This window comes from Hymenobacter bucti (assembly GCF_042681145.1).
Lineage (GTDB): Bacteria > Bacteroidota > Bacteroidia > Cytophagales > Hymenobacteraceae > Hymenobacter > Hymenobacter bucti.
On sequence record NZ_JBHUFD010000003.1, the window covers coordinates 102,519 to 128,284 of the forward strand.

At 59.7% G+C, this 25,766-nt stretch carries 18 protein-coding genes; 11 read left to right on the forward strand and 7 right to left on the reverse strand.

Annotated features, from left to right (window positions below; translation table 11 throughout):
• The first annotated feature begins 20 nt into the window (after positions 1–20).
• Positions 21–2,015 carry a gliding motility-associated C-terminal domain-containing protein gene (locus ACFSDX_RS08125; protein WP_382312805.1) on the forward strand — a complete coding sequence of 665 codons (1,995 nt, stop codon included), beginning with the start codon at positions 21–23 and terminating at the stop codon, positions 2,013–2,015.
• A gap of 29 nt (positions 2,016–2,044) precedes the next feature.
• Here the strand turns inward: ACFSDX_RS08125 and mutM are convergent, their stop codons facing one another.
• Positions 2,045–2,875 (reverse strand): DNA-formamidopyrimidine glycosylase, encoded by an 831-nt coding sequence (mutM, locus tag ACFSDX_RS08130; protein ID WP_382312806.1) that lies wholly within the window; start codon positions 2,873–2,875, stop codon positions 2,045–2,047.
• Positions 2,876–2,985: 110 nt separating this feature from the next.
• On the reverse strand, positions 2,986–3,990 hold the full coding sequence (locus ACFSDX_RS08135) for a M48 family metalloprotease (protein WP_382312807.1): 1,005 nt from the start codon (positions 3,988–3,990) through the stop codon (positions 2,986–2,988).
• Positions 3,991–4,157: 167 nt separating this feature from the next.
• Between ACFSDX_RS08135 and ACFSDX_RS08140 the strand changes: the two genes are divergently transcribed.
• Positions 4,158–4,982, forward strand: a complete 825-nt coding sequence (locus ACFSDX_RS08140) for a polyphosphate kinase 2 family protein (RefSeq protein WP_382312809.1) — start codon at positions 4,158–4,160, stop codon at positions 4,980–4,982.
• A 160-nt stretch (positions 4,983–5,142) separates the two neighbouring features.
• Here the strand turns inward: ACFSDX_RS08140 and ACFSDX_RS08145 are convergent, their stop codons facing one another.
• The gene (locus ACFSDX_RS08145) at positions 5,143–5,391 is read right to left on the reverse strand and encodes a hypothetical protein (RefSeq protein ID WP_382312810.1); all 249 of its coding nucleotides are present in this window, start codon (positions 5,389–5,391) and stop codon (positions 5,143–5,145) included.
• Positions 5,392–5,708: 317 nt separating this feature from the next.
• Positions 5,709–7,088: a type IX secretion system plug protein gene (locus ACFSDX_RS08150; RefSeq protein ID WP_382312812.1), complete on the reverse strand. Its 1,380-nt coding sequence runs from the start codon at positions 7,086–7,088 to the stop codon at positions 5,709–5,711.
• Positions 7,089–7,543: 455 nt separating this feature from the next.
• Here ACFSDX_RS08150 and ACFSDX_RS08155 point away from each other — a divergent pair, with 455 nt between their 5' ends.
• The gene (locus tag ACFSDX_RS08155) at positions 7,544–8,416 is read left to right on the forward strand and encodes an exostosin domain-containing protein (protein WP_382312813.1); all 873 of its coding nucleotides are present in this window, start codon (positions 7,544–7,546) and stop codon (positions 8,414–8,416) included.
• Between the two features lie 159 nt (positions 8,417–8,575).
• On the opposite strand, the gene ACFSDX_RS08160 is transcribed toward ACFSDX_RS08155, so the two are convergent.
• Both ACFSDX_RS08160 and ACFSDX_RS08165 read right to left on the reverse strand, forming a co-directional pair.
• Positions 8,576–10,492 carry an ABC-F family ATP-binding cassette domain-containing protein gene (locus tag ACFSDX_RS08160; RefSeq protein ID WP_382312814.1) on the reverse strand — a complete coding sequence of 639 codons (1,917 nt, stop codon included), beginning with the start codon at positions 10,490–10,492 and terminating at the stop codon, positions 8,576–8,578.
• Positions 10,493–10,688: 196 nt separating this feature from the next.
• A complete protein-coding gene (locus ACFSDX_RS08165) occupies positions 10,689–13,019 on the reverse strand; it encodes an AsmA family protein (protein WP_382312815.1) in 2,331 nt (776 codons plus the stop codon).
• Between the two features lie 140 nt (positions 13,020–13,159).
• Here ACFSDX_RS08165 and ACFSDX_RS08170 point away from each other — a divergent pair, with 140 nt between their 5' ends.
• Both ACFSDX_RS08170 and ACFSDX_RS08175 read left to right on the forward strand, forming a co-directional pair.
• Positions 13,160–14,164, forward strand: coding sequence for a gluconolaconase (locus tag ACFSDX_RS08170; RefSeq protein ID WP_382312816.1), 1,005 nt, complete (start codon positions 13,160–13,162; stop codon positions 14,162–14,164).
• 93 nt (positions 14,165–14,257) lie between these two features.
• Positions 14,258–14,794 (forward strand): 2'-5' RNA ligase family protein, encoded by a 537-nt coding sequence (locus ACFSDX_RS08175; RefSeq protein WP_382312817.1) that lies wholly within the window; start codon positions 14,258–14,260, stop codon positions 14,792–14,794.
• Between the two features lie 65 nt (positions 14,795–14,859).
• Here ACFSDX_RS08175 and ACFSDX_RS08180 read toward each other — a convergent pair whose 3' ends face one another.
• Positions 14,860–17,922: a putative LPS assembly protein LptD gene (locus ACFSDX_RS08180; protein ID WP_382312818.1), complete on the reverse strand. Its 3,063-nt coding sequence runs from the start codon at positions 17,920–17,922 to the stop codon at positions 14,860–14,862.
• Between the two features lie 107 nt (positions 17,923–18,029).
• Between ACFSDX_RS08180 and ACFSDX_RS08185 the strand changes: the two genes are divergently transcribed.
• The 6 genes from ACFSDX_RS08185 (at position 18,030) to ACFSDX_RS08210 (ending at position 25,631) form a co-directional block, all read left to right on the forward strand.
• Positions 18,030–18,875, forward strand: coding sequence for an N-acetylmuramoyl-L-alanine amidase family protein (locus tag ACFSDX_RS08185; protein WP_382312819.1), 846 nt, complete (start codon positions 18,030–18,032; stop codon positions 18,873–18,875).
• 137 nt (positions 18,876–19,012) lie between these two features.
• Entirely contained in the window at positions 19,013–20,023 is a 1,011-nt protein-coding gene (locus ACFSDX_RS08190; protein ID WP_382312820.1) for an MlaD family protein, read from the forward strand.
• A 149-nt stretch (positions 20,024–20,172) separates the two neighbouring features.
• Positions 20,173–21,801: an acyl-CoA carboxylase subunit beta gene (locus ACFSDX_RS08195; RefSeq protein ID WP_382312821.1), complete on the forward strand. Its 1,629-nt coding sequence runs from the start codon at positions 20,173–20,175 to the stop codon at positions 21,799–21,801.
• A 95-nt stretch (positions 21,802–21,896) separates the two neighbouring features.
• On the forward strand, positions 21,897–23,267 hold the full coding sequence (locus ACFSDX_RS08200) for a neutral/alkaline non-lysosomal ceramidase N-terminal domain-containing protein (protein ID WP_382312822.1): 1,371 nt from the start codon (positions 21,897–21,899) through the stop codon (positions 23,265–23,267).
• A gap of 181 nt (positions 23,268–23,448) precedes the next feature.
• The gene (locus ACFSDX_RS08205; protein WP_382312824.1) at positions 23,449–24,705 is read left to right on the forward strand and encodes a hypothetical protein; all 1,257 of its coding nucleotides are present in this window, start codon (positions 23,449–23,451) and stop codon (positions 24,703–24,705) included.
• 137 nt (positions 24,706–24,842) lie between these two features.
• Positions 24,843–25,631 (forward strand): DUF2490 domain-containing protein, encoded by a 789-nt coding sequence (locus ACFSDX_RS08210; RefSeq protein ID WP_382312825.1) that lies wholly within the window; start codon positions 24,843–24,845, stop codon positions 25,629–25,631.
• Positions 25,632–25,766: the final 135 nt, after the last annotated feature.

A 25,766-nucleotide genomic window follows, 5' to 3' on the forward strand; every position in this document is an offset into this window, starting at 1 on the left:
CCTTTTCCATTCTTTCTGCAATGAAGTCAACTTTACGCCCCATCCTGGTGCTGCTGGGGGTGCTGGGAACATTCGTGGCTCAGGCGCAGGGCCCGTACGCCACCTGGTATTTTGGCCAGCAGGCGGGCCTGCGATTTGGGGCGGCGGCTGGCCCGGTGCCGCTCACCGATGGTCAGCTAACCAGTCCGGCCGCCTGCGCCACGCTCTGCACCACCGCCGGCGACTTGCTGTGCTACAGCAATGGCCAGAAAATCTGGAACAAGCAGCACCAGGTGATGGCTGGGGGCGACTCGCTCGGCGGGAGCACTCTCGCCTCGCAGGGCTGCGGGCTGCTGCGGGCGCCGAATGCCGGGCAAACTGCCTACGTGCTCACCATGCGCTACGAGGGCCCAATCAGCGCCTTCTCCACTGGGCAACCAGTAGTAACCGAGGTAGACCTGGCCGGCGCGGGCGGCCTGGGGCAGGTGGGGCGGCGCAGGCAGCCGGTGGTGGCCGACTCTATCTTGATGCGGCTGGGCGAGCGAAAATTTGCGGCGCACCAGGCCCTGGTGCGTCATGCTAATGGCACGGATTACTGGTTGATTACGCGCTTGCAGGAGCAAGGTATTTTCCTGGCTTCGCGCATCACGGGTGGGGGCGTTTGGCCTTGCCCGGTCACGGTGGTGAGCCGGGTATTTGCCCCGCGCGTCAGTAGCGCCGTCAACCTGGGGAGTACCCTGGCCGCCGCTCCCAACGGGCAAACGCTCCTGTACAATGACGTAGCGACGAGCTTTTTATTGAAATTTGACCCAGCCACGGGCAGGGTTTCGGCGCCCACCCAACTCACGTTGCCGGCCCCGGCCATCCCGGTCACTTCCTCTTTCACCCCGTATTGCTACGGGGCCGTGTTCTCGCCCGATGGTAGCAAATGCTACCTAAGCCGGCACTACCAGGTGGAGCCCGTCATTGGCTACACCGCGGCTTCGCAAGTCATTCAGTACAACCTAGCCGCGGGCTCGCCGCAAGCCGTGGCGGCCTCGGGGGTCGAAGTCAGCAGCCAATACGCTCGCAGTGGGGGCGTCAAGTCATTTGGTATGCAGCGTGGCGCCGACGGCGCCATCTACGTGGCGGTGAATGGCGAAGCGGCGCTCGACGTCATTGCCGCTCCCAATGCGCTGGGCCAGGCCTGCCAGTACAGCATCAAGCGTCAGCAGCTGGCCAATCGCCTGAGCGGCGATGACTTGCCGATGATTACCAACGACGCTAACCTGGCCGTGACGCTCACCTTGCGCGATGCCTATGGCTGCGCGGGCCAGCCTACGCTGCTCGTGGCCGATGGCTCGGCCATCGGTGCTGCCGGCGATTCGCTGGTGTGGTCGCCGGGGGGCGGGCTGCCCGTGGTGCGCACCACCGCCGCCGCCACCCCAACCGTGACGTATGCCACACCCGGCACCTACCCGCTTATGGTAGCGCTGCGGCGCGCCGGCCGCACGGTGCTGACGGCCACGGCTACGGCGTACATTTTTGCCAGCCCCACCGTGAGCCTGGGGGCCGATACGGCGGTTTGCACCCCGTTTGCGCTGCGCCTGGCGCCGCGCACGGCCATCCCGGCCGGCAGCGCGCTGCGGTGGCAAGATGGCTCCACGGAGCCGGCCCTTACGGCAACCGCCCCGGGCACCTACTGGGTCGAGGTAACTACCAGCACTAGCTGCACCACGCGGGCCACCATTATCATTAGCGCGAAGCCCACGTGCCCCGCCGTGGTAGTGGCGCCCCCCGCGCCGCTGCCCGTTCTGATTCCGAACGTGCTGACGCCCAACGGCGACGGAGCCAACGAGTACTTCGTGTTGCAGGGCCTGGTAGCGGCCGACTGGAAGGTACAGGTATTCAGCCGGTGGGGCCAGCCGGTGTTTGAGCAAGAGAAATATGATAACCGCTGGGCCGCCCAAGGCCAGGCAGCCGGCCTGTACTACTACCTGCTGCGGCACGCGGCCACCGGCCAGCAATACCGCGGCTGGGTAGAAGTGATAAAATAAAAGCCAGCCACAAGGCCGGCTTTCAATACCTAGGCCGCCGCGGGTGCCGGCTGGCACCTGGGGCAGATGTAGGTGGCTCGGCCGCCCACGTAAAACTTCTCAATCTTGGTTTTGGGGTGGCGGGGGCAGTAGGTGTGCGCATCGCTGCCGGGCGTGGCCGAGTCGTCCCATTCGCGGGCGTGGATGAGGAAGCTCGCCGGAAAGTGCCGGTAGTGCGCCTCGTGCTGAATGGCGGTTTTCAGCACCAACTGAATGGCCTCGTGCAGCGCGTTGGTCTCTTTCTCCGTTAGTGAGTTGCCCAGGCGCTCGGGATGGATTTTGGCCTGGAACAGCACCTCATCCACTATCCAGTTGCCGAGGCCGGCGGTCAGGCTCTGGTCGAGCAGCAGCGGCTTCACGAACACCCGGCGACGGGTTAGCTTCTGGTGCAGCTCGGCGGCGCTTATTTGCAGGGCGTCGGGGCCGAGCTTTTTGGCTTTTTGGTACGCCTCAACACTATCGGCCAGCCGGATGCGTCCAAATTTGCGCGGGTCAATAAAGGCGAGGTTCAGTCCCGAGTCGCTCAATTGCCAGGCCACGCGGGTGAAGCGCGGAGCATCGGGCGCGTCGCGGAAGGCGCCGATGTCGCCGGTCATGCCGAAGTGCAGCACCAGCAGGCGGCCGTTGTCGAGCTCCAGAAAGCAATTTTTGCCGAGCCGGCCGGTGCCGGCGATGGTGCGGCCCACCACGGCCGCACGCAGCTCGTCTTCAGGTACGGCCAGCACGTGCGCGTCGCGCACGTCGAGGCTGGTAATTGTCTGGCCCACCGCTACTTCATTGATAAAGCGGCGATAGGTTTCGACTTCAGGTAGTTCGGGCATTTTTTGCGAGTATCAATTAATAATGAGCACTTATCGGCAGGCTATCAAAAAAGAGCGTCCGTCAGATGAGCCTGACGGACGCTGAGCGTTGAGCCTGAAATATTCTACGGTTAATCGTGCAGCTTAGCTACGCGCTGTCCAGCTTTATTGTAAACATCGCCGCGGGGCGTCACAAAAAGCGGGCGCTGCTGGCGGTCTTCGAGCACGTAAGGGAAGGCGGCGTTGCCGGTGCGCCGCAGGCGGCCGACTACCTCGGCGGCGCGCACGCGGCTGGCATCATCGTCGTCGCTGCTTTCGTCGGCGAGGCGCACCACGCTCAGGGCGCTGGTGAGGTAGAAGGGCACGTCGGGGTTGTCGCGGAAGGTGAGCTGGCCCACCAGCCGCACCGGCGCATTAGAAACGCCTTGCGCCAGGGCCGCGGTGGCGCTTGAGGGGTGGTTATTAGCATATTCCTCCTCATTATTCACTACTTGCGGCTGAATTTCAGTGCGCATCGCCAGGGCCACGGGTTGGGCCGAAGGCTGCGCCGCGCCGGCTTTGCTGCTGGCGGCAATCTGGGTATTGGCTCGGTTCCAGCCCTGGCTGATGGAAGCCAGGCGCGGCATCCGGCCGGGGTGCGTGGCCGAGCCCTGGTCGTCCGACACGGTGGCCATCGCGGCCTGTGCCTGGGCCAGGCTGGCACCTAGGCGCCGCAGCACGAAGCCCGAAAACTCGTCGGCCTCCAGCTCGTCTTGCGGCTGCGAGCCGCCGCCGCGCAGCGTGTGGCCGTTGAGGTGGTGGCCCATCTCGTGGGCTAGAATGCTAATGCCAGCCCAGTCAGTATGGCCGGCGCGGTTCACGGCCGCCAAAAACTTGGGGTTGTAGAGCAGGAAGCGCTTGCCGTCGTAGGCCACGGCGGCGGCATTGGGCACAAGCGTGGTGGCGCGCAGCTCGAAGCGGGGCTGCAAGCCCACGGCCTCCGTGATTTCGCGGATGATGCCCGCCGCCTGACTGGCGGGCAGGTCGGTAGTGGGGCTAGGGGCCTGGGCCTGGGCCACGGGGGCCGCCGCGAGTAGCAACGCCGGTAGCCCAGCGGCCACCGCCAGCCGGCGGAAAATGCGAGAAAATAAGGGCATGGCGAGAAAGAAGAAATGGAAGCAGCAGAAGGCAATTTCGGCGCCAAGAAACAGGTCGTCGGCTCACGGCTCGCTGCTACAAACACAACGTTATAGCCGCCCTTTTTCGTTTAATTCCGATGCGGCTGCATCTAGCCGTTTTTAGTTACTTTTTCCCGTCTCTATTTATGGCCGTTGCCACTTCTCCCGCCACGCCCGCGGTCCGGGTCCAACCCGGCGTTCCCTTTCGCCTGAGCGACATCGACCCCGATGCGACCAAGCCCTTCAAGGATAAAAAACACGCCGAAAAACGCCTGGAAGAGCTGCGCCAGCAGCTCAGCGACTTGCAGGAAAACCTCTACGCCGAGCACCGCCAGAGCTTGCTGCTGGTGTTTCAGGCCATCGACACGGGCGGCAAGGATGGCGCCATCCGCAAGCTGCTCACGGGCGTGAACCCGGCCGGGGTAGAGGTGTCGGCCTTCAAAGCCCCTAGCAAGGAAGAGCTGGACCACGATTTTTTGTGGCGCATTCACCCGCACACGCCCAGCCGCGGCCACATCGGGGTCTTCAACCGCTCGCACTACGAAGACGTGCTGGTGACGCGCGTGCACGGCCTCATCGAGCCCACTACCTGGCAGCAGCGCTACCAGGACATCGTTAATTTTGAGCAGCTACTCACCCGCAACGGTACGCGGGTGCTCAAGTTCTTCCTGCACATCTCGAAAGAGGAGCAGGCCAGCCGCCTGCAAGCCCGCCTCGATGACCCCGCTAAGCGCTGGAAATTTGAGCCCGACGACCTCAAAGAGCGTAAGCTGTGGGACAGTTACCAACTTGCCTTTCAGGAGGCCCTAGCTGCCTGCTCAACCCTTGATAGCCCTTGGTACGTAGTGCCCGCCAACCACAAGTGGGCCCGCGACCTGGCCATTGCGGAAATAGTAGTGGCAGCCCTAACTGCAATGAACCCCCGCCCGCCCGCGGCCAATTTTGACGTGGCCGCGCAGGTGATTGAATAGGTAATTTGAGTAATGGGTAATGGGAGTAATGTTGTTACGACATTACTCCCATTACCCATTACTCAAATTATCTATTCCTAAAAAGCAAATGGGAGTAATGCCGCGCTACGAAGCGAGCGGCATTACTCCCATTACTTATTATGTTAATTACCTATTCAAATTAATTCAACCACACCGTGGCCACCGTTTCGAAGCGGTGGGCGGCAAACGCGCCGTAGGGGCGCTCGGCGTAGAAGCCTAGTACGTGCACCTGCGGCTGGCCGCTGCGCACGTGGGGCAACACGCGCACCGGGTACACGCGGCCGGCCGTGGGCCAGTCGCCGATGTAGCCGGCGGGTGGGTTCGCATCATTCACGCAGCGGGCAAATTGCTGCACCGGAGGGGGAGTGGGAAGCTGAGTCTTACGCATAGCCAAAGATACGAAATTTTATTGAAAAGCTAAAATTCTTGGGAAGTAAAGAATGGTAAAATAACTACGCTGGTATGAAAATATACTGAAGCTACGCCCCTAGGTTGCCGGCCTTCGGGGCTTTTCTGTAAACGGCTGATTACTAAAAATGCCCCCTAGATGGGCCTCAGGCCCCGTAGCAGATATATAACCCGAATGGATGGTTCTGGTTTGATGAAGTACTAGTGAAGATACGGCAAAACCCCGCTCGCTGGTTTGCCAGCGGGGCGGGGTTTTGGGAGGGGTATTGCAAACGACGGTAGTAGGGCGGCCTGGGGCTAGCGCTTGTTTAGGTCGAGGTATTGGTAGGCGATGAGCAGGTCGGTGCGGGTGCCCGGCGGGCGGTAGTACACCAGCAGGTCGTACTGGTTTTCAGTCTCGGTGTGGGTGCCTTCGAAGTAGGTTTCATCGGGCGGCGCGCCGGCGGCCCTAGGTGCCACGGCGTAGCTGTAGCTGTAGTAGCCCTGCTTGAGCAGCGCCCGGCCGGTGTAGCGCCGTTGCAGGCTGTCGTAGCTGAGCCGAAACTCGTCTTTGAGCTGCCAATCGCTGAGCGCGCCTAGCACGTACACCGGGCCCGGCGCGGGCTGCTCGGCCCGCAGGTTGAAAGTAACCTGGGCGTAGTCGCCGTTGATGGCGCCCTCGCCGTACTCGCGGTTTTCGAAGATGCGCTGGCCGTTGGCATCTTCGTACTGGTTGTATGCTTGGCCGTTGCGGCTGGCTTCGGGCAGCAGCTCGGCCTGCGTGGGGCTGGCCTGGCGGCCTAGGCGCGCAATGCCCAGGCCATTGGCCTGCAGCGAGCGCATGTCGAAATAGCGGTACTCGCTGAGGCCCGGAAACGCGTTTTCGTAGTTGATGTACTGGTACTCCAGCACCCGCTCGGCGTCGCGCACGAAGGTGGGGCGCAGGTTGTAGTGGGCATTGTCCCAGCGAAAATTCTGGCGCAGCACCACCTTCACCTCGGCGGCGGGGTTTAGCAGCTCCACGGCGCTGTAGTTGATGCGAAAATTGAGTTGCTGGTAAGCGTAGCGCGCCTCCACGCCCCCGGCCAGGATGCCCGGCGCCAGGCTGGCCACCACCTGGTTTTCGTACACCAGCAGGCGGCGCGAGAGCAGCGGCGCCCCGCCCCGGCCCTGCACCACCAGCAGGTAGTTGCCGCTGAGCTTCACGCGGGGCACGGCCAGCGTGTAGTGGTAGTAGGGCACCTTAGTATTGACGGAGGTGCGGTAGCTGTTGATATTGAACTCATTAATATCATCCAGAAACTGCAAGTCGGTGAGCGTGGAGGGCTGCCAGTTGATGTCGCAGTTGATGAGCTTGGCTGTGAGGCGCGGGGGCTGCTCGCCCAGCACGTCAAACTCCAGGGTGATGGGCTGCTCCTGGCTCAGGGGCACAATGGGCGGGCTTAGCACGGCCGTGGGGTTGGTGGCCAGGCCCGTAGTAGTGAGCGTGGAGGTGGTGCCGGTGCCCACGTAGCACTGCACGCTCTTCACGCTGGGGTCGTACACGAAGTCGTAGTAGCGCAGCTGGGAATTGGTGGCCGCCGGTGCGGCGGCCCGTTGCTGGCTGGCCGGCAAGTCGGCATTGGTAATGGGCGTACCGAGGGGCACGCAGGCCGCGGCGAGCAGCAGGACAGGGTAGGGAAGGAGGCGAAAGCGCATAGAGCGAAAGTACGGCCATGCCTGCCTCTTGCGCAGCCGCTGCGGCGTTACAACGAAGCCTAAGTATATTGTTTCTGGTCGCGTCTCAAAGCTGAGGAACTCGAAGCCTATGATTAATCTGCATGTGCCAATATTACGGATGTGCAAGCATCATCTACGCTGGGTACTAGAACCACGAGCACTGCCACTTCAGCATCGACTATTTAAAACCCTGTTACTCTCACCAACAACAACTTGCCACCATCCAAGTATCCATATCACTAAGGGGGCGGGTGTTGAATCGATTTTTTGATGTTAATTTGTTGCATTAAGTATTTGGAGCATCTTGATTTATGATGCTTCGTTCAACTTGTATAATAGTCCCGATAGAAGCTGTCGCAGCATTTGCGCTATGCAGTATATGTAATAGTAAAACAGCCTCAATTTCAAAATCAATTTTTTCCAGATAAAAACTTATGATTAATGTTTTTTGCCGTGAGTTGAATGATGATAGGATGCAGTTTGTTGACTTATCTGTTATCTGCCAAAAAACTGCCATTGAAAATGCATTGTTCATTATACATCATGAGCTTCTCTGGAGTTTGCCTAATACCAATAGTGTCTTAAAGGAAATATCTGATAATTATAAATTCTGCAAAAAATTTATAATTGTTTTTATCGTAGATGATTTTGAAGGGCAATATAATCTTTATAAAAACTTATTACTTATCCGTACTAGTATTACAGCTTCTAAAAAAAGAAAAAATGAGATAGTCCTTCCATATGTTTGGGAGGGTATGGACGTGCCATTTGGTCCTGTACGAAATATTAAGCCATCAGTTGGTTTCTGCGGTCAAAATGGTATCCATAGAAAAAAGTTGATTCATACTTTTCAACAGTCGGATGTAGTTGTTACAAACTTCGTTATTAGGGAGCATTTCTGGGGTGGTGCTCCTCACAATCCTGATATTATAAAAGATTTCAGGAAGAATATGGAAGAGAATGCATTTATTCTTTCCCAACGAGGAAATGGAAATTTTTCTATACGATTTTATCAAACTCTCTCGGCAGGTCGTATTCCCGTATTAGTAAATACTGATATGGAACTACCTTTTAAAGATATTATTAATTGGTCGGAATATATAGTATTTGAAAAAAATGAAGAGGATTGTTTAAATAAAATAAAGCAACTTCATCATTCAGGGGATTATCTGCTTATGCAAGAAAAATGCTCAGAGTTATATAATAATTATTTTGCGCCTAAAGTTTTTTTTGACCAGCTCATGATGCAAATAGTTAGAAAGTATTGTGTGCCTAATATATTATTTCCTTCTATTTTTAACTTATAATACGATATTTATTATTAAAATATAACTAACTAGTATTGTTGCTTTACAATATTGATAAAATTAATAAAGTCGCCAGTGTAGTAGCTCAGCATCATCAAAAAGCACCAACCTCGCCAATACATATTGGTGGGGTTGGTGCTTTTTGATGATGCTGAGCTACTACATCTCGGCCAGCATTTCCCACCTATCGTTTAGCTTCATCAGTTCCTTTTTCACCTGCTCAAACTTCACCGTGGTGTCCTTGAGTTGCGCGGTGTTTTGGTAAATCTTAGGGTCGGCTAGCTGCTTTTCGTAGATGGCTAGCTCCTTTTCTACTCTGTCGATGTTAGCTTCGACCTCGGCTAGCTCGCGCAGGGCTTTCTTCTGGTCAGGCGAGGGGGTTTTGTTGACCGTGGGCACGGGCTCGGCTACGGCGGCTGCCTTGGGAGCGGGTTTTGGGGCCGAGGGGCTGGGCAGGCCGGCTTTTTTGGCGGCTTTCTCGCGGTCGTCCTGCCACTGCTCGTACTCGTGGTAGGTGCCGGGGTATTCCTTGAGCTGGAAATCCTCGATGTACCAGATTTTGGTGGCCACGTTTTCTACGAAGTAGCGGTCGTGGCTGATGACGATGAACGTGCCCTCATACTGCTCTAAGGCCTGGATGAGGATGTTGACCGACTGCATGTCCAAGTGGTTGGTCGGTTCGTCGAGCAGCAGGAAGTTAGCTTCCGAAATCAGGGTTTTAGCCAGCGCCACGCGGCTTTTTTCGCCCCCGCTCAATACCTTGATTTTCTTATACACGTCGTCGCCGGTGAACAAAAACGAGCCTAGGACGCCGCGCAGCTCCATCTCGTTACGCTTCGAGCCGGCGTTGTTCATCTCCTGAATAATCTCGTTGTCTACGGTCAGGCTTTCGAGCTGGTGCTGCGCGTAGAAGGCCATAATGACGTTGTGGCCCAGCTGGTGCTTGCCAGCGCTGGGCGTTTCGGCGCCCGCCACCAGGCGCATCAAGGTCGATTTACCCTTGCCGTTGGCCCCGATGAGCGCGATTTTATCGCCCCGCTCGATGTGCACGTTGGTGTCGCGGAAGATGAGCTTTTCGCCGTAGCTCTTGCTCACGTGCTCCATGCGCAGGATGTGGCGGCCGGGCTGCTGCGTGAAGGTAAACTTGAAGTTGACCTTGGCGGCGTCGGGCGCCACAGCCTCGATGCGGTCGAGCTTGTCCAGGGCCTTCACGCGGCTCTGGGCTTGCTTGGCTTTGCTGGCGCTGGCCTTGAAGCGCTCGATGAAGCGCTCGGCCTGCTTAATGGCCGCCTGCTGGTTGTCGTAGGCGCCCTGCTGGATCTCGGTACGCAACACCTTCTCTTCCTGATAGAACGAGTAGTTGCCGGCGTAGGGATTGAGCTTGCCGCCGCTCACTTCCACGGTTGTGTTGGTGGTGCCGTCCAGAAATTCGCGGTCGTGGCTCACGATGATTACCGCGCCTTCGTAGCTGGCCAGGTAGGTTTCAATCCACTTAATGGAGGGAAGGTCCAAGTGGTTGGTGGGCTCGTCGAGCAGCAGCAGCGAGGGCTGCTGGAGCAGGATTTTGGCCAGCATCACGCGCATGCGCCAGCCACCCGAAAAGGTTTTGAGCGGCTTCTGCAAATCGTCGGTCGAGAAGCCTAGGCCTTCTAGGATTTCCTCGGCCTTCGACTGCATGGTGTAGCCACCTAGGGCCTCGAAACGCTCTTGCAGCACGGCCAGCTTGTCAGCCAGCTCATCGCGGTAGTCGGTTTCGAACTCCAGCAGCACGGCATCGATTTTCTTCTGCAATTCGAGCGCCTCGGCAAAGGCCTGCATGGCCACCAGCAGGATGGACTCGTGCGAGTCGTAGCTCAGCAAGTCCTGGTTCAGGAAGCCCAGGCTCACGTCTTTGCTCATCGAAATAGAGCCGCCGTCGGGCTTGTATTCGCCCACCATCAAGCGCAGCAAGGTCGATTTGCCGGTGCCGTTGAGGCCCACCAAACCGATTTTGTCCTTGGGTTTGATGTGCAGGCTGGCCCGGTCGTAGAGGGTGCGCGAGCCGAAGTGGAAGTCGAGGTCAGAAATTGAAATCATGGCGGGGCCGGCTAGGGCCACTAAAGGCGAAACAAGGCACAAGTGCGGGGCGCGGGCTAAAGCAGCGGCCGGCCCGCACTAGAGGCAGGGCAAAGGTACGGCCCAGCCGGGGCTATCCGCACGCGTCGGCCGCGTGCCGCTGGGGCAAGCGGCCCGGCTAAACCTAGGGGCCGGCGCCCAAAACCGCCGCCGGCCCCTAGCGCTGGCCCGGCGCTTTGTTTTTGAGCCGCTTTGCCAGGCGCTTTACCCGGCGCGCGGTGCCGTGCAGCCACCGGCCCACCTTGCTGCGGGCCTGCGGCGCCGGGGCGGCCGGGGCAGTAGGGGGCGTGCCCACCCGCCGGCTGGGGGCATCGGTGGGGGCGGGCAGGGCCGTGCCCGCGCTGGCCTGGCTGTAGCCGCTGGCCATCTTTTTGGGCACGCCCATGCTGTGGACAAAGCCAGCGAGTAAGCCCTGCCGCCAGGCCGTGAACGTCGAAAACTCCAGTTCGCGGGGCGTGTCGATTTCGCCCACCACAAAGCGGCCGCCGGGCCGGGGGTTCTGGTCGCGCACCACCACGTTCACCAGCCCGCTCTTGATGCGACCGAAAAACGTTTTGGTCATTTCGCCCTCTTTGTAACCCAAAAAATTGAGTTTCAGTCCGGTGTAGTGCGCTCGCACCGTGCCGCTGATGTGCTGACGGTCGATGTACTCGTCGAAATCGACGCGCTGCGCCTGGCCGCTTTTGAAATGAATGAGGCGAGTGGGCGTCATCACGGGGTTGAGAATGCTGAACGGCGCCGGCCCGAAGCTGCCGCGCAGGTGCTGGCGCCCGCGCGGGTCGAGCAGCGACGTGGTGAGGTGCACCTCGGCCCGGCAGGTGTTTTGCAGGTAGCCCGTGGCCGAGCCGGTGAGCGGCTGCGCTAAGCTCATGCGGCTCGGGTCGTTGGTGACGTTGTAGAGCGACGCATTGAGCCGGTTGATGCTGAAGCTGCCCACCAGCGGCGTGCGCTCGCTGCGCGAGCGGGCCATGATGGTGCCGTTGCGCAGGTCGAGCTGGCGCACGTCGATGTGGGCCCGCAGCCGGAGCACGGCGTCGGGCGTGAGGTAGGAGGGCGAGCGGTTGAGGGGCCCGCGGCCGTCGCTGCGAGCCAGCAGGTAGGGGTTTTCGATGATGACCCGGGCCACGCGCAGGTAACTGTTGGCCGACAGCTGCTTGAAATCAAACCCCTGGGCCCGCACCTCGTCCATGCGGATGGTGAGCTGGGTAGTTTGGTAGCCTTTGCGCAGGTTTAGTTGCGCTGGGCGGATGGTGGGGCGCACGGCGAGCGTGGTGAAGCGTAACGTCTGCGCATCGGTATCCAGAAAAGCGTGCTCGATGCTGGCTGGGTACAGCGGAGCCAGAAAAGTGCCCGTGAGCCGCCCGGTGTGGCCCGTCCAACCCAGCGCATACAACACCCGCCGCGAGGTTGGTTGCTCCGAAAGCGAGTCGATGCGTAGGCGGCGGGCCGTGCTGAATACGTGGCGCACGGCCGGCGCCTCGCCTACTCCCGCCATGGCTAGGTAGCCATTCTCGACGGTAAGCTGCTGCACGTCGGCCCGCCGAAACAAGGGCTGCAGTAGCTTCCAGAGCGGCGGCGGGGCCTGGGCCGGTGGCCGAAACGTGAGCCGCGGCTCGCTGAGGCGGGCCGAATCGGCGCGCAGGCGGTGCTGGTGCTGCCAGGTGGCCGCCCGCAGGCCCGCCACCCGCACCCGCGGCATGGTGAAAAACACGCGTACCGCGCCCGGCGTACCTCGGCCGGGCGCGGGCGGCACTATGCGCAGCGAGTCGACCCCTAATTGCTGCCGGGCGCTCGAAAAGCTAGCTAGCCCGGCCGTTACGGTGTGCCCGCCCACCCGGCCCAGTGGCTGGCGCAGCTGGGCCTGCCAGCTGGCCGCGAAGGCCAGCCGCTGGGTGTCGGCGGCGCCGGCCGAGGTAAACAAAATATCGTGGGCGCTCACTAGGCCATCGGCCAGCTGGCCCGTGGGCTTGCTGGTGTGCCCAAAGCTGCCGCTGATGTGGCGCAAAGCCAAGTAGCCCAACCGCAGCGGCTGCTGCTCATAGAGGGGTGGGGTAGGGTGGGGGGCGGGCCTCCGGGCCAGGGCCGCTACATCGAGGCGCAAAGAGTCGAGGGTGAGGCTATCGACCGGCACGGTGCGGCCGCGTAGCAGCGCCAATATGCCCACGCCGTGCACATCGAGGCGCCCCAGGTAGAGCGTGGCGCGGGGCAGGGTGTCGGCCAGCGGGCGGGCGGTGGGGCGCAGCGCCACGCGGCGCAGGTGCAGCGCTCGCGCCCACAGCTCGGTGCGCAGGCTGCCGATGCCGAGCTGGTACTGGCCGTGGGTTTTCTCGGCTACCTGCTTTTCGAGGGTGCGGCGTAGCCACGGGTCGAGGAATAAACACGCGGCCACAATGGCCAAAACCAGCAGCACGCCCAGGGCGGCCAGCCCTCGGCGCAGCCAAATCGCCCAGCGGTGGGGCGGGCGGGCGGAAGTAGGTGAAGTGTTCAAAAGCAAAACCTTGGGCTAACCAGGCCCCTAACGACAAAGCGCAAGGGTAGGGTTGCGGGCGGCCCGCGGCTTAGCTCAACCTTTTCCTAGGGATGCTAGTAAGGACGAAAAGTTTATCTGTTCTTCATTTTGTAGTTCTAATGCGCTTTGCCCCTTTTCCTTTTCTGCTCCGCCTTGGCCTAGGTAGTACCTTGCTGCTAGCCGCCGCCTGCGACAAAGACCACGACGCTAACCACGACGACCCCAGCCAGGTCACCTTCACGCAGGCCAGCCTCTACCCCGAAGGCACGCAGTACGACGACGACAACGACCGCTTTCTGGTGAGTTCCCAAACGGCGGGCCGCATCGGGCAGGTGAAGGACGACGGCACCTACTCCCAGTTTGCCGACGACGCGCAGCTCGTCTCCACCATCGGCCTCAAGCTCGACCAGGCCGGCGGGCGCAATCGCCTGCTCGCGGCCGTGTCCGACCCCGGCTACAACCCCACGCGCACTACCGCCGCCACCCAGCGCAAGTTGGCGGCCGTGGCCATCTTCAACGCCACCAGCGGCGCCAAAACCGGCTACGTGAACCTAGGGGCGTTGCGGCCCAATGCCACCGCGCATTTTGCCAACGACATTGCCGTCGATGACGCCGGCAACGCCTACGTGACCGACAGCTTCGCGCCCATCATTTATAAGATTGATGCGCAGGGCCTGGCCTCGGTGTTTCTGGAAAACGCCGCGCTGGCTGCGCCCGCCGGCTCGTTTGGCCTGAACGGCATCGTGTACCACCCGGGCGGCTACCTCCTCGTGGCCAAGTCGGACGAGGGTGCGCTCATCAAAGTGCCCTTGGCCAACCCCAGCAGCTTTACCAAAGTAGCCACCACCGGCCTTACCCTCACCGGCGACGATGGCCTGCAGCTCACGGACAACAACACGCTGCTAGTGGTTTGCAATGCCCAGGGCCAGGTATATCGCCTTAGCAGCACCGATAGTTTTGTTAGCGTGAGCCGCACGGGCAGCTTCGCCACCGGCGCGGTGTACCCCACCACCCTGGCCCGGCGCGGCGGCCAGAGCTACGTGCTGTACTCGTACCTCAATGCCCTGCAGCAGATGCAAAACCCGCCGGTGGCGCAGTTCAGCCTCACGCGGGTAGCCTTCTAGGGGCTAGATTAGCGCCCTCACAGTAGCTTTGGGGCCGGGGCCGCCGCGGGTGGCTCCGGCTCCTGGTTTACTATCGCTCCGGCTCCCTCGTTCATGCTCGCCATTACTTCCTTGCTGCCGTCGCCGGCTTCCGACCACATCAACAAGCTCATCAAGAGCCTGGAAACTGAGTTTGGCCTCACCGATGTGCAGGCCACGCCCGAGCCCCACCTCACTTACCAGCTAGTGGAGCCGCTGGACCTCGACCAACTCAAGGCCGGCCTGCGCCAGATTGCCAACACCACGGCGTCGTTTGTGGCGCACACCACGGGGCTGGGCATGTTTCCGGGCGAGCGGCCGGTTATTCATATCCCGGTGCTGCGCTCCGACTACCTCAACCAGCTGCACCACCGCATCTTGGAAGTGGCCGCGCCCATGTGCAGCCGCACCGACCGCTTCAGCGCCCCCGACCTGTGGCTGCCCCATGTGTCGCTGGCCCTGCACGATACCACGCCCGAGCTCCTAGGCCCGGTCTTGCAGTTCCTGAACAACCAAACCTTCAACCTAGAGTTGGAAATCAGCAACCTGGCCCTGTTGCGCCCCGACGGCGACATGTTTGTGCGTGAGGAAGTATTTGAGTTTAAAGGGTAATTTTAGTTATTAGTGAGTAGTGGATAGTTATTAATCACTACTCACTAATAACTATCCACTAAAACCTACCGGTTTAGAATCGTGCGGTTGCGGTTGAGCTTCAGGTCCTGGAGCAGGCTGCTTTTGGCCGCGATGGTGAAGCTGTAGCCGCGGGTTTGGCCCACGGGCATCCACATGCCCGTAATTTGCCAGCAGTGCAGGTCGCGGGTGAAGTTGATGACCGGGTACACGAAGGTATTGGTGCGCAGGTCGTAGTTGAGCGTTGAGCTCAGGCGCAGGTTTTCGGTGAGCTTAACCGAGCCCGTGGCTGTGATGGAGTTGTTGGCCAGCAGCGGCAGCAGGGCGGCGTACTGCGCATTGCGGAAGGGCGCGGAGTTGGTGCTGTAGCTGGCGGTGTACTGCACGCTGGCCTCCCACGGAATGTCAAAGTCGATGTAGTCGGCGTAGATGGCCACCGGCAGCGGCGAACCCAGCACCGGGTCGTTGGAGGGCGCCACGGCCCGCGGAATGTTAGCCCGGCTCTTGGGCCGCGCGGCGGGGTTGAACTGGTACCCTAGGCTGATGTTGGCCGCCGTGAGGCGCGCCAGCTTGAAATTGCGCTGGTTGAAGAGGTATTCGTTGATGTTGCGCCCGGTCGAGTCGCGCTGGTAGAAAGAAAAGGAGCTGCTAATGACCACGTTCAGCTTCTTGGCCACCTGCACCCGGTAGTTCAGCGTCAGGGGCGAGAGCTTGGGCGTCAGCGAGTCGGCCGCGAAGTTGTAGCCCACGGCTAGGTCGATACCATCGGCCAGGCTCACTTTCTTAAATTCTTCGGTGCCAGTGGTGTCCTGCTTGTTGCGCACCTTCATCTCAATCGAGTTCTGGACCGAGAAGTTGAGGGCGCTAACTTTCGCGCTGGCCGTTTGCCCTAGCAAAAAGCCCTGATAGCGCGTGAAAGCGGTGGGTTCGAGCAAGCGGCCGCCGTTGTAGGCCTGCCGAAGGTCGCCGTTCAGCGCATCGAGGTCAGTCTGCGAGATGCCCCGATAGGCCGCCGACTTCGACAAGTCGGGTGAGAAAGCGTAGGTTAGGCTGGGCGTGACTTTGTGGCGAATAGCCTTGATAGTCTTGCTCTTAAAATTCAGCTGCCCGTAAAAAGTGGTGGTAGCCGAGAGGTTGGCCGAGTACGAGTACGCCCGGCTAAATTCCCGCGTGGTGTCGATGCGCAGCGCCTGGGCCTGGGGTATGTACTTATAATCCAGCGACTGCGGATACCAGGTTTCGCCGTAGCTAACGGAAGGCTGCACCTGAATGTGGCGGATGAGCGTGGCCGAGGGCAGCGTAATCTGAAACTGGTGCTGGGCCGCGCTCTGGGCATTGCGCAGCAGCGGCCCTATGTTCGAAAAGCTGAGCGGAATATTGTAGGCCGTGGTGCTGCCCCCCAGCAGCGGTAGCCCCGAACTGAGCGAGCGGGCGGCCACCACATTGGTGAGCTGGTTTTGGGCTACTAGGTTGTAGCTCACCGCAAACTGCTCGTACCACGCCCCGCGGGGCGTGATGCCCAGCCACTGGTAGGGGTACTGGCGCGCCACGCCCACGCTCAGGTTGGGCAGGGTAAAGGCCATGACGCTGGTTTGCGTATTCTGGCTCTGGCTGGCCTGAATGGCGTAGTTGATGGGCAGGTGGCGCAGCTGCTTGGAGTAGCTGACCGTGGAGTTGAAGGCCGGGGTGAGGTAGCGCCGCGGGTCGAGGGTATTGACGCGGTTGTAGAACGAGCTGCCCGCCTGCACGCTGGCCGAAAACACCCCGCCGCCCGGCGTGGGCGTGGGCGAGTGGCTCCAGGTTATCCAGAAGCTGTTCTGGGAAAGCGGGGCCACGTACTCGCTGTTGGTGGCCGTGCCGGTGCCCAGGATAGAGTTGATGGGCCGGTTGGTGTACGAAATGCGGGCGCTGCCCCGGTAGCGGTAGCGCTTGTTGTAGGTTAGCTCGGTGTTCACGCCGAAGCCCCCAAAGCGCTCGGCGTTGCCGGCGTAGAGGTCGCCCGTCACGCGCAGCCCTAGGTAGTCGTTGGGCGCCCAGTAGTAGCCGCCGTTCGAGAGGTAGTAGCCGCGGTCCTGGGCCTGCCCGAAGGTGGGGATAATGATGCCCGAGCCCCGCCCGCCGTGCTGCATGGGGAAGTAGCCGAAGGGCAGCCCCAGCGGCAGCGGCACATCGCCGATAACCATGTGAAACGGCCCCGTAATGATGGCCTTGCCCGGTATCACCTTGGCCTTGGCCGCCCTTATGTAAAAGTGCGGGTGCGCCAGGTTGCAGGTGGTGTAGGTGGTACCTAGGTTGTGTATCGTGTTGTCGGGCTGGCGCTTGGCCACTTCCGAGTGCACGTAGCCCTCGCCCTGCTGCGTGATGGCGCCCGCGATGATGCCGCGCTTGCTCTTGAAGTTGTAGGCAATCTCGTCGGCCGTGTAGTTGCCGTTGCCATCCTTAAACACGGGCTTGCCGATGGTCTTGTTCTTGAGCGAGTCGCGGCGGCCGTTGGCCAGTACTGTGCTGTGGCCGTAGTCCACCGTAATGAGGTCAGCCTTCATGTTGATGGCCCCGTAGTCCACGTTGGCCTTGCTGTAGAGGCGGGCCACTTTGCTGGTCACGTCAAACTGAATCGAGTCGGTGGCCGCGTACTTCACGGTCGTCTCAATGGGGCTGCGGCGCTTGAGGTCGGCCAGGCGAATAGAATCTTGCTGGCGGCCGGCGCGGCTGGTGTCGCGCACGGCCAGGCCGCTGCTGTCGTCGGCCGTGCCGGTGAGGCTGGGGGCCGGCTTGCGCGACACCGAGGGCACCTGCGGGCGGCCGGTGTTGGTTTGGCCGGGCGGGGGCGGGCTCTGGGGCTCGTTGGGGTCGGCCGAGATGTTGCGCACGGGTTGGGTGGGCGCCGAGCCCGCCCGCCGCTTGCCCTGCGTGGCCGGGGCCGACGTAGAGTCCGCGGTGGTTTGGGCAAGGGCCGCCGGGCCACTTACCAGCAGTAGCAAAAAGCACAGCCAGGCCGGCACCCCGCCGGCCCACGAGCGGGTGCGCAAACCAGTGGCCGAAGGAAAGACAGAAGACAGCAAGTGAAACGTAGCGCCGGGCGAATTACTTTTGGGGTTCCAGACAATCAAAGATAGCAGGCAGCCAACCTGCTGCGGCGGCATTCCCCGGTGCCGCCATTTTTCCCCCAACGAACGACGTGCGGATTATTGCTTCTTTAGCTGTTAGCTTTTGGCTGTTGGCTACTAGCTTTTTTTCGGGGCCCGAAAAAAAGTCTCTGCCCACCAGCCGCCAGCAGACCGTGAGCAAGCCCTTGCAAGAGCAACGGACTGACAGCCAACAGCTAGAAGCGAGCAACCCCGACGATGCCACCCGCTACCGCTTGCGCACGGTGGTGCTCGACGCCGGCCACGGTGGCAAGGATATCGGCTGCTCGGGCAAGGCGGTGCACGAGGCCGATGTGGCCTTGGCCATTATTTTGGACCTAGGGCGCCGCATTAAGGAAGGCTACCCCGGCGTGCGGGTTATTTATACCCGGCGCACCAACGTGTTTGTGGAGCTGGATGAGCGCGCCGCCATCGCCAATCGCAACCACGCTGACCTTTTTATCTCGGTGCACTGCAACGCCGGGCCCCACGCCTCGCACGGCACCGAGGTGTGGTGCATGGGCCCACACAAGACGGAAGCCAACCTAGGCGTAGCCAAGCGCGAAAACGCGGTAATCTTGCAAGAGAAAGACTATCAGCGTCGTTACGACGGTTTTAACCCCAATTCGCCACAGGGCAACATCCTATTTTCGCTGTTTCAGAGCGCCTACATCACCAACTCGCTGCGTTTGGCCCAGCGCATCGACCGGCAGTTTCGCACCAGCGTAGGGCGCAGTTCGCGCGGGGTCAAGCAGGCGGGCTTCATCGTGCTTTGGAAGTCCACGATGCCCTCGGTGCTCGTTGAGTCGGGCTTTTTGACCAACCCAACCGAAGAAAATTACCTCGACGATAAGGCTGGGCAGCAAGCTATTGCGGGGGGCATCTACCACGCTTTTCGCGAATATAAGCACGACCTCGAAGGAGGTCCGGCCGAGTAAGCTAGTCGCTTGCTTACGGGGGAGGTAAACATCCGAGCGGCGTTTACGTTAGGGAGCCCTAGGCGGCCCCGTACCTATGCTGCGCAACGAGCCGCGCCTCTTCAAATACTCGTGAATCAGCTTTAATCTGCAATACTGTGTCTAAAGAAATAAAAGTAGGCCTGCTGGCTGTAGTGGCGTTAGTGGCGTTGGCGATAGGATTTAACTTTCTGCGCGGTAGCAATTTGCTGTCGAGCGACCGCACGTACTATGCTATTTACCCCAAGGTAGATGGTCTAAACGTGGGCGCCCCGGTTATTCTGAACGGTATTAAGGTAGGGCAGGTGAAAAACCTAGAGCTTCAGCCCAACCAGGGTAATTCAATTAAGGCATCACTGGAGCTTGAGAAGGGAATTACCCTAGGCGACTCTACCCAGGCTGGCCTGAGCGGCTCGCTGCTGGGCTCCAAAACCATCACGCTGCTGCTGGGTAAAAATAGCAAGGAATTTAGCGGTGGCGAAACCCTGAAAACCACTACGGCCGTGAGCATTACGGACATGGTGCAGGCGCGCGCTACGGTGCTGCTCGACACTGTGAATTCGACGCTCTCGCACATCAACGGCTTCCTTAACAAGGACGCGCAAACCAATATTCAGGGTACGCTGGTGGGCGCTCGCCAGAGTACGCAGGCCCTACAGAGCCTGATTGAGTCTAACCAGGCCAACATCAACCAGATTACCCGTAACCTGGCCCAGATGAGCGCCGCGCTCAACAAGAGCACGGCCAAGCTCGACCGCATCGCCAATAATTTTTCGCAACTGTCGGACTCGCTGAAAGCAGCCCCCATTGGCCCGACCATGCGCAACCTCAACGCTACGATGGCCGAAGCCCAGACCTCGCTGAAAGGTGTGAGCACCGCCTTGAATGACAAAAAAGGCTCGCTCGGCAAGCTTATCAACGACTCGCTGCTTTACAACAACCTGAACTCCACCGCAGCTAGTGCCGACGCCTTGCTAGCCGATATGAAGGCAAACCCGAAAGATTACGTGCACTTCTCGGTGTTTGGGGGCGGCAAAAGCAAAGTGAAAAAAGAAACTACTACGCAGCCCGACGGTACGAAAAAAACCGAAGTAAAAAAGGTGAACACAACGAGCGCGCTCACCAACTAGTCGGCACTGTCGCCTTGACTCTAACTTTGGAACCCGCCCCGCAAGGGCGGGTTTTTTTGTAGGGCGGAAGCTTCAAATCCGCGAATACAGACAGCCATCCTACTCCACTCGCGGACTCGCAGAGTCCGCGCCACATCCCACCCACTCAAATGAACGTCGAGTTCAACCGTAACGAAGACCACCTGCAGCAGCTCACTTATCAGCTGCGCAAAAGACAGGATAAAGTAGCCTTGGGGGGCGGCGAGAAGCGCATTGCCGCCCACAAAGCCAAGGGCAAGCTCACCGCCCGTGAGCGCATCAACTACCTGCTCGACCAGGGCGCGGCCCAGGTCGAAATTGGCGCTTTCGCCGGCGAAGGCATGTACCAGGAGGAGGGCGGCTGCCCCGGCGGCGGCGTGGTCGTGGTCCTAGGTTACGTGCAGGGCCGCCAGTGCGTGGTAGTGGCCAACGACGCCACCGTGAAAGCCGGTGCGTGGTTTCCCATAACGGCCAAAAAGAACCTGCGGGCCCAGGAAATCAGCATCGAAAACAAGCTGCCCATCATCTACTTGGTCGATTCGGCGGGCGTGTACCTGCCCATGCAGGACGAGATTTTTCCGGATAAGGAGCACTTCGGCCGCATTTTCCGCAACAACGCGGTGATGTCCTCAATGGGCATCGTCCAGATTTCGGCCATTATGGGCCCCTGCGTGGCGGGCGGCGCCTACCTGCCCATCATGAGCGACGAGGCCATGATAGTGAGCGGCACCGGCTCGGTGTTCCTGGCCGGCTCGTACCTGGTAAAGTCAGCCATCGGCGAAACCATTGACAACGAGGCCCTAGGGGGCGCCGCCATGCACTCCGAGGTATCGGGCGTGACGGACTATAAGTTTGATACCGATGAGGAGGCGCTCGACCACATCCGTAACATCTTCGACAAGCTGGGCGCGCAGCCCTCGGCTGGTTTCAGCCGCGCGGCGTCCGCCGCGCCTAGGTTGGATGAGAAAGAGCTGTACGGCCAACTGCCCGCCGACCGCGCCAAGCCCTACGATATGATGGAAATCATCAACCGGCTGGTCGATAACTCGGAGTTTGAGCCCTACAAGGACCTGTATGGCCAAACGCTCATCTGCGGGCTGGCGCGCATTGATGGCTGGGCCGTGGGCATCGTGGCCAACCAACGCAAAATCGTGAAGAGCAAGAAAACTGGTATGCAGATGGGCGGCGTCATCTACTCCGACTCGGCCGATAAGGCTGCCCGCTTCATCATGAATTGCAACCAGAAGCGTATTCCGCTGGTGTTTTTGCATGACGTGTCGGGATTCATGGTGGGCTCGGCCAGCGAGCAGGGCGGCATCATCAAGGACGGCGCGAAGATGGTGAATGCTATGGCCAACAGCGTAGTACCTAAGTTCACGGTTATCATCGGCAACAGCTACGGCGCCGGCAACTACGCCATGTGCGGTAAGGCCTACGACCCGCGCCTCATCGTGGCTTGGCCCAGCGCCCAGCTCGCCGTGATGAGCGGCGCCGCGGCGGCCAATACGCTGCTGCAAATTCAGGTGGCCAGCCTCAAAGCCAAGGGCGAAGTCATCACGCCCGAAGCCGAAAAAGAATTGCTCGACCGCATCAAAGCCCGCTACGAGGAGCAGTTATCACCTTATTATGCCGCGGCGCGCCTGTGGGTCGATGCCGTGATTGACCCGCTCGAAACGCGTAAGGTTATTTCGGAAGGAATCAGCGCGGCCAATCACGCGCCGATTGAGCGGGCGTATAACGTGGGTGTTATTCAGGTGTGACGTGGGCGGCAGCGGCAGTTGAGCGAGGGCACGAACGAACTGCCGCTGCCGCTAATGCAAAAACGGCGCTATCACCTAACTTTCAATAACTCATCATGCGACACTTATTCGCTGCTCTGCTGCTGGTTTTCTTAGCAGCGCGCCCTGGCGCTATTCTGGCAGTAGCGGCGCCGAAGCCCACCAAAGCACTGGCCGTTGGCGCGGCCAAAATGAATATCACTCCGGCGGCGAGCGAGTTGCCCAAGAGCTTCCTAGGTATCTACGATAGCCTCTACTCCCGCGCTATCGTTATCAGCAGCAATAACCAGACGGTGGCGCTGGTAACGGTTGATTTTGTGGGTCTTTCGCAGGAAGTTGCCGGACGAATTATTCAAAAAATCGGTAAGCTGACGAGTATTCCCGCCAAGAATATTATGCTCACGGCCACGCACACCCACAGCGTCCCGTTTGGATACACCAGTGAGGCGTTTGAATCGAAAATCGCTAATTCCGTTAAGCTGGCTCAGCAAAAACTGCAGCCGGCCCGCATGGGCTACGGCACGGGGGTGTCGTACCTGAACGTGAACCGGAATCGGATTGACCCGCAAACCAGACGGTGGGCGGAAGGACCGAACTACGAAGGGTATTCCGATAAAACGGTGGCCGTACTCACGTTTGAAAGCCTAGCGGGCCAGCCGATTGCCGTTTACTACAACTACGCCATGCACGCCGTGATTTCGGGTATGTTTGACATGGTGAGCAGCGACGTGCCCGGCGCCACTTCCAAATACTTGGAGGATGCTTTTGACAATAAGCTAGTGGCCGCCTGGTCGACCGGCGCCTGTGGCGACCAGAACCCTGTTTATTACCAGCAAACGTATGACTTGCGAGCCATCAGAATTCGGGACTACGCTCAGAAAGGCGTTGACATCAGCAATAATATGCCGCCCGGTGGCGAAGGCCTAGTGCGCAGCGACCCCCAGACGGCGAAGCTGCTGCAACAGCAAAAAACGCTGCTGACTTCAATGGGGCAGCTACTGGGCGAGGAGGTGCTGCACACGATGCGCACTACCACCAGAATGGAACAGCAGGCGGACATTTATGCCGAGCAAAAAACGGTAGTCTGCCCCGGTCGCAAACGGCTGGACGAAGGCCGCGCGGGCTACGCCGGTACCTACGCCGACGGCGATTCCGTCGCAATAAAGCTGGGACTGCTGGTTATCGGCAATGTGGCGCTTACTTCGGTAAATGGTGAGGTGTTCAGCCCAATTTTTAGCCGGCTCAAGAAACTGTCGCCCTACGCCAATACGATGATGCTAACGCTAACCAACGGGAATGCCAAATCGGGCTACATTCCGCACGATGCGGCGTTCGGTACCTATACCTTCGAGGTATTGTCTTCTCGGCTTAAGCCGGGCTATGCCGAAGATGCCATCATCAACGGTATCCTAGGTATGATGCACAACAGCTCGGTGCAAAGGCGCTGACCGCGGCGACCGGCCGGCCGAAAATGCATCGTTGGGCTTATCCCCGCCGAGTTTACCACAGAAGGCGTAAATATCAGTGCGCTAGACGCGCGTTAGGGTAGTATTTTTTACTTATTGAGCAAGGTGTATTTGTACGGCAAATACCCTGATTTATAATTATTAGCGAATTAAATAAAGTGTTATGAACGGCGAAGAATTTCGGCTTATCGTCCAAAACTATATCTGCCCCATTTTAGCTGGTGCGGTCATTACGCCGCAGCTGCTGGAAGCGGAAGGCCAAACGCACGCGCTGGCGGCCCTGAAAAACAAAGGCCAGGCCATGCACATCAGCCCCAGCAAAAAAGCGGGCTATAAGATTGAGATAACGCGCCACCAGCCCTTTAGCAGCGATGATACGAAGCTGGTAGAAGCCATCGTAGCCCAAATTGCGGGCAATTTTGATAAGACCCTGGCCCTTTACCAGGAGCGGGTTATCAGCTACGCCATTGAGTTGGGCTTGTGCAAATTTCTGTGCGCGCCCGAATACATTATGCTGGCGGGCATTCTGGACGGGTTTGAGAATTGGTCGGCCCGCACGTATGAGGGGCGCAAGCCCACGTTTACCATCGTGGTAGATTTTGAGAACAAGCAAGTGGTTGATAAGCAACACCCTTCCATTTTGGAGGTATTGACGGAAGACTTTTTTGCCCCGCTCTCGAATAGCGTGGAAAGTGGCGTGCTGATTTCCACGCAGGGGGCAATTCTGGATTACGTTTCCTTCCTGGGAGGCGAGCTGGAAAACAACTCCTACGCCCCGTCCCGGTTTATGGCGGTGGCTAATTACGCCGATAAGGATAGGGTATGCTTTTCGCTCACGAATAACGGCGAGGTATTGATTTTTAAAAATAAGAAGTTGTTCTTCTCCAAACGAAACGGCGGCTGGAGCTACTACAACCACGATTCGACGATGCGGATAATGGCCGGTAGCTCGACCGAAGTGAAGCGCGCCATGTACGAAACCATTCTGGACGTATCGTTTGCCCGCACTGGGGGCTGCCTGGCGGCCGTGCCGCTCGCCCACGAGAAAAGTCTGATTAAGGACGGCGGCCGGAGCGCGGAGAGTACCATCAAGGCCGATGATTTGCTGGCCCGGCCGTCGTCGGTGAAAAGCCGCGCCATCAGCCGCCTGGTGCAGGGCCGGCGGTTTCAGGACATCAGCCGGACCATGCGCAAGGAGCTGGTGGGCATCGACGGGGCCACGATTCTCAATTACCAGGGCGAAATCCTGGCCGTGGGCGCGATTATCAAAATCAGCGGCGGCAGCACGGGCGGGGGCCGCCTGGCCGCCACCGAAACCCTGGCCCCGCACGGCACCGCCATCAAGATATCGGCCGACGGGATGGTAAAAGCCTTCAATGCCGTGAAGGATGGCAAGCCGGAGGTAGCGTTCAAATTGTAGGACCTAGGTGCAGCGCCCACAGCTGGCCTCAGCGCAGCACCTATCTACTGGTGGCCGGTGGTAGCGCATCCTTCACCTAATTCACCGCCCTACCTTTGTGAAGCAGCTGAGAGCAACTAGGCCGCTGCCGTTACTAGATGCGCATTTCTACGTTCGCCGGCTTGCTGCTGGCCCTAGGGGCCACCGGGCGGGCTCAGGCCCAAACCGTGCTCAATCCCGAGCAGCCCTGGGGGAGCTGGCTCGTGGGCACGGTGCAGTTGCCGGGCAGCGCTACCAACAAATGGGGTGGTTTTGCCGAGGTGCAGGCGCGGACCAACGGCGTGTTTCACGATTACTTCTACAGCGAGCTGAAGGCGGGCGGCACCTTCGACATCGACCCCAACTTTACGGTGGGCGTGGCGGGCGGGCGCTACTCCACTTCCGACTACCAAGACCTGGGCGCTGGCCCGCTCAACAATGAAAAGCGGCTGTGGGAGCAGATAGTGCTCACGCAGTATTCGCACCGCCTCAAGCTAGAGCACCGCTACCGCATCGAGCAGCGCTGGTTTACGTTTCGCGACGGCCGCACCGAGTTTCGGCAGCGTTTCCGCTACCGCCTCAACGGATTCTTACCGCTCAATAACAAAAAGATTGAGCCCGGCACCGTGTTTCTGGTGGCTTACGACGAGATTTTTCTGAATCCGAGGGGGCCGGTTTTTGAGCGCAACCGCGTGTATGGCGGCGTGGGCTACCAGTTCAACAAGCACCTGTTTTTGCAGGTTGGCTACGTGAACCAAGCCAACTACAACTACACCGCCAGCCAGGGGCAGTTTATTCTGCAAAACACGGCCGCCAAAAATAACGTGGTTGTCAACTTGACCTTCAAGATTTTGCACCGCAACACGACCGGGCAGTCCGTAGAAAAGCTGCCTTCGCAGCCTGACTAACCTATCCTAGAGTACCTAGGGCGCGGCGGGGCTAGCCCCGTTGCTGTAAAACGAAACCTAGGGCGGTTTCGAGGTCCGCACACGGCTAAGACAAGTAGCGCGCACTTTCTGGTGCGCGAGCAGCGACGGCAGCCA